This window comes from Streptomyces sp. NPDC096339 (genome assembly GCF_044762985.1).
Lineage (GTDB): Bacteria > Actinomycetota > Actinomycetes > Streptomycetales > Streptomycetaceae > Streptomyces.
On sequence record NZ_JBIWFI010000070.1, the window covers coordinates 1 to 8053 of the forward strand.

The following is an 8053-nucleotide window of genomic DNA, read 5'->3' on the forward strand; positions in this document are numbered from 1 at the left end:
CGGGCCGGAGTCCTGCGCTGCGCTCCGGACTGTTCAGGGTTCCGCTGCGCTCCACCCCGAACAGCCTGCTTCGCAGGCTCGGGTGACCCCGTTTCACGGGGTCCGGGTCTCCGGCCCGTTGGGCGGGTCCGCTCCGCTCCCCCACCCGGGTCCTTCCGGCTTCGCCTCCAGCACCAAAGGCCCGCTCCGCGGACCGGCCGGCAATGGAGGAAGGGGCTGGGCGCCCGGGGTCAGCCCACCACCATGACTTTCTCGGCTTGGCGCCCATTGGGGCCGTCCTTGATACCGAAGACCACTCTCGCGTTCACCGCCAGCGTCCGATAATCGTTGGTGATGATCTCGGTGTGGTGGACGGGGAACTCCTCACCATCATCGGATTTGATCGTTCCGTACCCCTTAGCGTCGTTGAACATCGTCACCGTGCCATTCGGCATGCCTACGCCCTTTCATCGTCCAGGTGGGAACCAGCCGGATCCTGCCACTACGCGATACGACGGAAACCATCCAAACGGGTGCCAAGCCGGAGCCCTGCCCTCCACCCGAACGGCCCGCTGCGCGGGCCTGGGTGACCCCGTTTCACCGGATCTGGGCCTACGGCCCGTTGGGGTGTCCGCTCCGCTCCCACCCCTGGTCCTTCCGGCTCCGCCTCCAGGACAGGCCCGCTCGCGCGGGCCCGGCCGACAGCAGGGGACGGAGCTCAGATCACGCGGACCTGCTGGGCCTGGGGGCCGTTCTGGCCTTGCCCGATCTCGAACTCGACCCGCTGGCCCTCGTCGAGGGCCTTGTAGCCGGTGCCCTGGATCTCCGAGTGGTGCACGAAGACGTCCGGACCGCCCTCGTCCTGCTCGATGAACCCGAATCCCTTGTCCGTGTTGAACCACTTCACGCTGCCCTGCGCCATCGCCGCATGTCCTTCACGCTCGCGTCCGCAGCCCGATTCGCCGCGGTACAAGCCGATCCTGGCGTGCTATCTCCATCGCGGAAAACCTTATGGGGAGATGTTGACTCGACTGGGTGAACTGGTCTCAACGGGTCCCCAGGGCGGTACAGTCATCAGTGTGCATCAGAGTGAGATGCAGTGTGTAGCATCCCGAGACTCTGGCCACTCCCGCCCGGCGGTACTTTTCCAACGGAGTGACGAATGCAGCAGACCGATGGAATCACGCTCCGGCCTCATCAGGAAGAGGCCGTCGAAGCCATCGTGCGCGGGCTCGATATCCCGCCGGGAAAGCGTATCCCGAAGAACGGACTGCGGGCCACGGTGGTGGCGGCATGCGGGACCGGGAAGACGTTCATCGCCGCCGCGGCCGCCCTCCGCCTGGCGCGGGGCGGGCGGGTCCTGGTCCTGCTGCCGACCCTGGACCTGCTCACCCAGACCGCACGGGAGTGGCGGACAGCCGGGCACACCGGGCCGGCTGTCGCGGTGTGCTCGCTTGAGGACAGCGCCCACTTGTCCGCCCTGAAGGTGCGCGCCACGACGTCGGCGCCGCAGCTCGCCCTGTGGCACGGCCGCGGCCCGGTCACCGTGTACGCCACCTACGCCTCCTTGCCGGTCGTGGCCGAGGCGTTCGGTGGGGAGTACGGGCTGAGGATGGAGCCCTTCGACCTGGTGGTGGTGGACGAGGCGCACCGCACGTCGGGGTCGGCGGGGAAGGCTTGGGCGGAGGTGCACCGCCAGGAGGTCATCCCCGCCCACCGCCGGCTGTACATGACCGCCACCCCGAGGATCTGGGCGGAGCGGCCGCGGACGGCGGCAGAGAAGCGGGCGGCCGCGGCAGCACACCGGCGCCAGGAGGAGACGCGGCGGCGGAAGGCGGAGGCCAAGGGGAAGCCGTACGTACCGCGCCACGAGGCCCTGCCTGCGGAGTTGGCCTGTTCGATGGACGACCCGAGCGTGTTCGGGCCTGTCGTGTACGAGCTGCCGCTGGCAGACGCCATCTCCCGGGGTCTTTTGGCCCGTTATCAGGTGGTTGTGGCCGAATTGGTGGACCCGGTAGTGACCCCCGGCCGGCTCTACGGCACAGAGCGGTGGGACGAGGAGCTGCGGGGCGAGCGGCTGGCGGCCGTGCAGACCGTCCTCCTGGAGACGATGGCGGCCCATGATCTGAAGACCACGATCACCTTCCACCACCGCACCATCGAGGCGCAGGCCTTCGCCGAAGGCCTGCCCCGGGTCGCAGCCCGCCTGCACGCCGTCGACCCCGGCCGGCACCCGGCGAAGGTGTGGACGGGGTGGCTGCGCGGCCAGCACGACGCCGAGCACCGGGCCGACGTCCTCGCCGACTTCGGCCGCCGGGCCGGCCGCGCCGTGCTCGCCAACTGCCGCGTTCTGGGCGAAGGCGTCGACATCAGAAGCGTGGACAGCGTGGCCCTCATCGACCCCAAGGGATCCGCCGTCGACATCGTCCAGGCCATCGGCCGGGCGCTGCGCCAGAAGCCCGGTGAGGGCAAAATGGCTACCCTGATCGTGCCGGTATTCCTGGACGAGAACGAGAATCCGGAGGACATTCTTTCCTCGAAATCGTATGGCCCTCTCATTCGGGTTCTGCAAGGGCTTAGGGCGCACGATGAACGCGCCGTGGAAATGCTCGCAATTCCCCAGAAAGCACAGAAGCGCATCGTAGCGCCGTCGCGTCTGATCGGCGAGGCACCAGACGAGGGAGACAAAGAGGCCCGGCTGCTGCTGCGGTTCGCCGCACCACGGGACCCCGCGCTGATCGCCAAGTGGATCAGCTACCAGGTCCTCGACACCGAACGCCAGGACTGGCGCCGCGGCGTAGAGGCCGCGTTCCGGTACCGGGAACGGGAGCAGCACCTGGAAGTGCCCTACGACCACGTGGAGGGTGCGCACCCCCTGGGGCGGTGGCTCTCCGACCAGCGCAGGGTGTTCCGGGCCGGGCAGATGACCGGAGAGCGGGCCGCCGAGCTGGAGGAGCTGGGGATCGTCTGGGACACCGCCGACGCGGGGTTCGACCAGAACCTCGCTGCCGCCCGCGCGTACTACGAGCAGCACGGGACCCTGGCCGCGCCGCGGCACGCGACCGCGCTCGACAAGCCGGTCGGACAGTGGCTGACCAACATCCGCCGACCCGGAGGACTCGGCAAAGACCCGGTGCGCGCCGCACGGCGGGCGGCGGCGCTGGTCGCGATCGACGCCGACTGGAACCCCGCGCCCCTGGAGTGGACGGTGGACTGGCAACGCCACTACGCCTACCTCGGCCAGCTGCTCGACGAAGGCGCCCGCCTGACCGCCATCACACCCGGGGTGACCCGGCACGGCGACGACATCGGCCGCTGGCTCGCCACCCAACGACGGGACTGGAACCGGCTCAACGCCGAGCAGCAGGCCCGGCTCACCGCGCTCGGTGTCACCCCGGCGCGGGTCGTACGGGCCCGCCAGGCGCCCGCGAAGACCAGCACGACCGCAGTGTCCGGGCGCGGCGCAGCGGCCTTCCAGACCGGCATCCAGGCCCTCACGCAGTACGTCGAGCGGGAAGGCGGCGGTCTGCCCGGCCGCCAGCACCTCGAACACCTTCCCGGGGCGGTCCACCGCACCGGCGTATGGCTCGCCAACCAGAAGCAGCGCCGCGACCGACTCGACCCGGCACAGCTCGAAGCCCTCGCCGCCCTCGGGGTGGAATGGGCCGCCTCGTGATTGCCCCGCAATCACGAGCGGGCCGGATGCAGAGGTGATCGCCGCTCCCCGGATGACGCCCATCCCGGGCCCCCGACCCAACCCCCGCCCGGCACGCCGCGACAGGGCGGCCAAACCCGGGACTGACCGGCCTCCGGCTGCATGCGGATGCCCCCGACAGGGCCGGGGGCATCCGCATGCAGCCGGAGGCCGGTCAGTCCCAGGTCGAGTCCTGGAGGTTGAACCTGCCCGGGGTAGCACCCTGGACGAAACGCAGGTGGTCGTCCTCGACGACCATCGGCCGGCCGGACTCGCGGTCCTTCTGCCAGATCTCGTAGAAGTTGCCCATGTCGTAGAAGGTGACCGTGTCGGTCTTGGACGCGACAGGGCTCACCCAGCCGTTGCTGGAGTCGATCCACTTGCCCTTGTCCGTGGCACAGGTGACCTGCAGATAGCCGCCTCAGTGACCGCCCTTCGCCCACGCCCCGTCGGCGACCTTCACCCACAGGGCCGGGTTCTGGTCATGCATGAGCTCACTCTCGGTCCTCGCGACCAGCTCGCCGCCGACCGTCTTGTGGCTGCGCCCGATCTCGTTGACCCCGAGCCGTGGTCATCCTTGAAACGCACCGTGGACGCGGAGGAACGGTAGGGGCGGTAGCGGGTGTCCGGCAGCTCCGCCTTGGACTTCTCGATCGCGAGGACGGCCCAGGCGAAGTCACGCCGGTCCTGGCTCGCGAGATCCTTCGTGTCACGGTCGGTCCGCAGGAACTCCTTGAACGCCTCTTCGTCGCCATCGGCGGCCTGGACGCTCTGAACGATCCGCCGCCACAGCTCCCCCTCGGAGCCGGCCGCCCTCACCCTGGCCTCCTCCGTCGCCTCGGCCTTCCGCGCGGCCTCCTCGGCCCTCTTCAGCCTTGCCGCCTTGCTCTGCTTGTCCTCGTACACCCCCATGAGCTCAGCAATCTCCTTGTCCGTGGTCAGCACCGCAACCTCGGCCTCGGTCAGGGGAAAGCCGCCCAGCTTCTCCACAATCAGGTCGTCAACGCGCCGCTTCTTCCCCGCCTGGTGCGCGGCCTCGATCTCCGCAACCTTCTGCGGATCCAGCACCTTCACCTCCGTCGGCGCGCCCTCGTCCGAGAAGATCAAGAAGCTGTTCCTGCGCAGGTAACCCATCGACGAACCCTCTCTCGCTCACCATAAGTACCGATTCGCTACTTTAAGTGACAGGCTAAACGATCAAGAGACACCGGGGAAGACCGCCACCTCACCGCCCCACCCGAACGAGTGGACAGCCAACAACCCCGGCCGCCGGGGGCCAACCGGCCCGGCCCGAGGCGGGTTTCTTCCCTGCGCCCCGCAGGGGCCTGTGCCGCCGCACACGAGGTGCCGTCGAACACCACGGACTCGGTGTCGGACGTATGTGAGGCGGAGCGCATCGTTACAGGTCAGAAGCCCTTTCCGGCCGTTCTTCGGCCGCACGGCACAGCCCCGGCGGGTGTGGATAGTGCAGCGGTGTGAACTTCCGGGCGGGGCATGCGGCGAGTCTGCGGGCGCGGGCCACGCGTGGCCTATCCCTGTCGACATGACCCTCGGTATGACACGTCGCCAGAGACTCCTGGCAGCCGCCGCGGTGCCGCTGCTCGCGCTGGGCCTGGCCGCGCCTGTCCATGCGTCCTCCGCCCCGCACGGCCGGGTGGCCGTGCCCGGTACCCACCCCGCCTGGGCCCTGCCCTCGGCGGACCTCGGACCGGTGCGGGCTTCCACACCCGTCACGGTGCGGGTCTACCTGGCCGGGAAGGACCCGGCAGGCCTCAAAGCCTTCGCCCGCGCGGTCTCCGACCCGCGCTCGGACCAGTACCGGCACTACCTGACGCCCCAGCAGGTACGCGAACGGTTCGCCCCGACCCCCGAACAGGCGAAAAGGGTGCGGGGCTGGCTGTCCTCGGCCGGGCTGACGGTGAGCGCCGAGACCGGGCACCATCTGGTCGCCCAGGGCACGGCCGAGCAGGCCCAGCGGGCCTTCGGCGTGGAGCTGCGCTCCTACCAGCGCGACGGCCACACCTACCAGGCCCCGGTCGGCGAGGCCTCCGTACCCGCGGCCCTGGCCTCCGACGTGCTCTCCGTCTCCGGGCTCGACACCGCCCCGCACCAGGTGCACCCCGGGTCGGCCGCCACCGACCGGGCCGCCCGGCCGGCCCCGGACCGGGCCGCCGCCCAGCTGGACACCCTGCCCGGCCCGTCCCCGGCCTACGTCAACTCCGGCCCGTTCTCCCCGTACTTCGGCGGCGCCCCGGCCATCGGCACCCCGCCCGCCTACGGCTGGGTGCAGCCGTACGTGGTCCAGGGCTACACCGGCACCCAGCTGCGCGAGGCCTACGGCGCCACCGCCACCGGGCTCACCGGCAAGGGCGTCACCATCGCGGTCGTCGACCCCTACGACTCCCCCACCCTGGACACCGACATCGCCACCTACGCGAAGGCGCACGGCGACGCCCCGTACGCCGCCGGACAGCTGGTGCACAACGATCCGCCCGAGTGGACGCACACCGCCGAGCCGGGCGCATGGAGCGCCCAGGACTGGTACCGCGAGCAGACCATGGACGTGGAAGCCGTCCACGCCGTGGCACCCGACGCCGACATCCAGTACGTCGCCGCCTCCTCCGCCTACGGCCCGGACATGATCGACGCGCTGCGCCGGGTCGTCGACGGGCACCTGGCCGACCTGGTCAGCAACTCCTGGGGCTGGGTCGAGTCGGACAGCGACCCGACGCTCAACCCGGTGTTCGAGCAGGTGTTCCAGGAGGGTGCGGTGCAGGGCATCGGCTTCTACTTCGCCACCGGCGACAACGGCGACGAGCTCGCCAGCTCCGGAAAGAAGCAGACCCAGGTGCCCGCCTCGCTGGACTTCGTCACCGCCGTCGGCGGCACCTCGCTGGGGCTGTACCCGAACAACGGCTACGCCTTCGAGACCGGCTGGGGCACCCTGAAGGCCCCTCTCTCGGCAGACGGCACCAGCTGGACCGACTTCCCCGGCACGTTCCTGCGCGGCGCCGGCGGCGGCACCAGCACGCGGACGGCCATGCCCTCGTACCAGGACGGGATCGTGCCCGATTCACTGTCCGGCGCGCACAGCGGGAGCAACCGGGTGGTGCCGGACATCGCGGCGGTGGCCGACATCAATACCGGCTTCCTGGTCGGCCAGACCCAGACCTTCCCGAACGGCGAGACGCGTTACAGCGAGTCCCGGATGGGCGGCACCAGCCTGGCCACCCCGGTGATCACCGCCCTCCAGGCGCTGGCCCAGCAGGCCGCCGGCACACCACTCGGCTTCGCCAACCCCGCCATCTACGCCCGCTACAACACCAAAGCCTTCCACGACATCACCGACCACCCCTTCGGAACCGGCACCGAAATCGCCGAAGTCCGGGTCGACTTCGTAAACAAGACGGACGCCACCGACGGCACCGCCACCTGGCTGGACACCCTCGGCCACGACTCCTCCCTCCACGCCGTCGAGGGCTACGACGACGTCACCGGCGTCGGCACCCCCACCGCCGACTACCTCCGCTCCTACCAGACACCCTGACAACCCGCCGGCACACCGGTGCCGCGCCGCACGTGCGGGTGGCGCCACGGCGGTATCGCAGATCGGCGATGACGACCAGGCCGCCGCCCCCGGGCACCTGGTCACCGACACGCAGTTCGGTGGGCGGGCAGTCCACCGGCCTGCGCCCCGGCGGAAGTCGGACCGCTTCCGGCTCCCTCGCGGCGGGCCGCTTGCCCGCCGCGCGCGGATTCGTCGGATCGCAGGCCGGAGCGGGGGCCCGGATGCGCGGTACGGTCACGGACTCGCGGACGGGCTCCTGGGCCAGGCGCAACACCAACGCCCGATCGAAGGATCAGGCCAGAACCTGACGCTTCGCTGCGCCCGTACAGCGCCGCTGCCGCTGACGTGGAACGGCACTTCCTGAGCGGGCGCGCCCCCTGCTGCGCCCCACACCCGTCCGTATTCGTCGGCGCCGCCGGCATGCCGCACGACCAGCCAGAGCGCCAGATCGGCACCCATGTCAGTAGCGAATACCCGCCCCACGTGCAGGATCAGCGCCCCAGCCACTGACACAGGCCGCCGAACCCACTGACAGCACCCCGCCGATCGTCAGCGTTGTGTCACGTCAGCGGTACCGACACTGTGACGCGCCGGGCCAGTTCGGTGCAGCGGATCCCGCCGCCGGGGTGCCACTCCATGACCGGGCCAACCGCGTCGCCGTGTTCGGTACACCAGGCCACCGGGACCAGGCCGCCGCAGTCGTACCGGCGGCAGGCGCACGCCTCCGCCGAGCCGGCGTGCGGCACCCCGTGGCGGACCACCCCGCCCTCCGCTCCCTCGGCGGTGCCCCGCAGGCGGGCCGGCCAGGACAG

General features: G+C 70.6%; 7 protein-coding genes. 2 read left to right on the forward strand and 5 right to left on the reverse strand.

Translation table 11 applies throughout. The features are described from left to right. Positions 1-230: 230 nt before the first annotated feature. Both ACIQ5Y_RS39645 and ACIQ5Y_RS39650 read right to left on the reverse strand, forming a co-directional pair. Complete coding sequence (locus ACIQ5Y_RS39645; protein ID WP_403889296.1) at positions 231-434, reverse strand: cold-shock protein; 204 nt, start codon at positions 432-434, stop codon at positions 231-233. A gap of 263 nt (positions 435-697) precedes the next feature. Continuing rightward, complete coding sequence (locus ACIQ5Y_RS39650; RefSeq protein WP_403892391.1) at positions 698-901, reverse strand: cold-shock protein; 204 nt, start codon at positions 899-901, stop codon at positions 698-700. Positions 902-1141: 240 nt separating this feature from the next. Here ACIQ5Y_RS39650 and ACIQ5Y_RS39655 point away from each other — a divergent pair, with 240 nt between their 5' ends. Next, the gene (locus ACIQ5Y_RS39655; RefSeq protein WP_403892394.1) at positions 1142-3655 is read left to right on the forward strand and encodes a Helicase associated domain protein; all 2514 of its coding nucleotides are present in this window, start codon (positions 1142-1144) and stop codon (positions 3653-3655) included. Positions 3656-3848: 193 nt separating this feature from the next. Here the strand turns inward: ACIQ5Y_RS39655 and ACIQ5Y_RS39660 are convergent, their stop codons facing one another. Then, positions 3849-4028: a hypothetical protein gene (locus tag ACIQ5Y_RS39660; RefSeq protein WP_403892397.1), complete on the reverse strand. Its 180-nt coding sequence runs from the start codon at positions 4026-4028 to the stop codon at positions 3849-3851. Positions 4029-4132: 104 nt separating this feature from the next. Further along, positions 4133-4807, reverse strand: a complete 675-nt coding sequence (locus tag ACIQ5Y_RS39665) for a hypothetical protein (protein WP_403892400.1) — start codon at positions 4805-4807, stop codon at positions 4133-4135. A gap of 421 nt (positions 4808-5228) precedes the next feature. Between ACIQ5Y_RS39665 and ACIQ5Y_RS39670 the strand changes: the two genes are divergently transcribed. Beyond that, positions 5229-7220 carry a protease pro-enzyme activation domain-containing protein gene (locus tag ACIQ5Y_RS39670; protein WP_403892403.1) on the forward strand — a complete coding sequence of 664 codons (1992 nt, stop codon included), beginning with the start codon at positions 5229-5231 and terminating at the stop codon, positions 7218-7220. A gap of 581 nt (positions 7221-7801) precedes the next feature. Here the strand turns inward: ACIQ5Y_RS39670 and ACIQ5Y_RS39675 are convergent. After that, on the reverse strand, positions 7802-8053 hold a 252-nt coding region (locus tag ACIQ5Y_RS39675; RefSeq protein WP_403892406.1), incomplete at its 5' end, for a hypothetical protein.

Bases quoted from the DNA above. Each gene is read 5' to 3' on its own strand.
- ACIQ5Y_RS39645 (WP_403889296.1), bottom strand. From the start codon at position 434: ATGCCGAATGGCACGGTGACGATGTTCAACGACGCTAAGGGGTACGGA.
- ACIQ5Y_RS39670 (WP_403892403.1), top strand. From the start codon at position 5,229: ATGACACGTCGCCAGAGACTCCTGGCAGCCGCCGCGGTGCCGCTGCTC.
- ACIQ5Y_RS39655 (WP_403892394.1), top strand. From the start codon at position 1,142: ATGCAGCAGACCGATGGAATCACGCTCCGGCCTCATCAGGAAGAGGCC.
- ACIQ5Y_RS39650 (WP_403892391.1), bottom strand. From the start codon at position 901: ATGGCGCAGGGCAGCGTGAAGTGGTTCAACACGGACAAGGGATTCGGG.
- ACIQ5Y_RS39665 (WP_403892400.1), bottom strand. From the start codon at position 4,807: ATGGGTTACCTGCGCAGGAACAGCTTCTTGATCTTCTCGGACGAGGGC.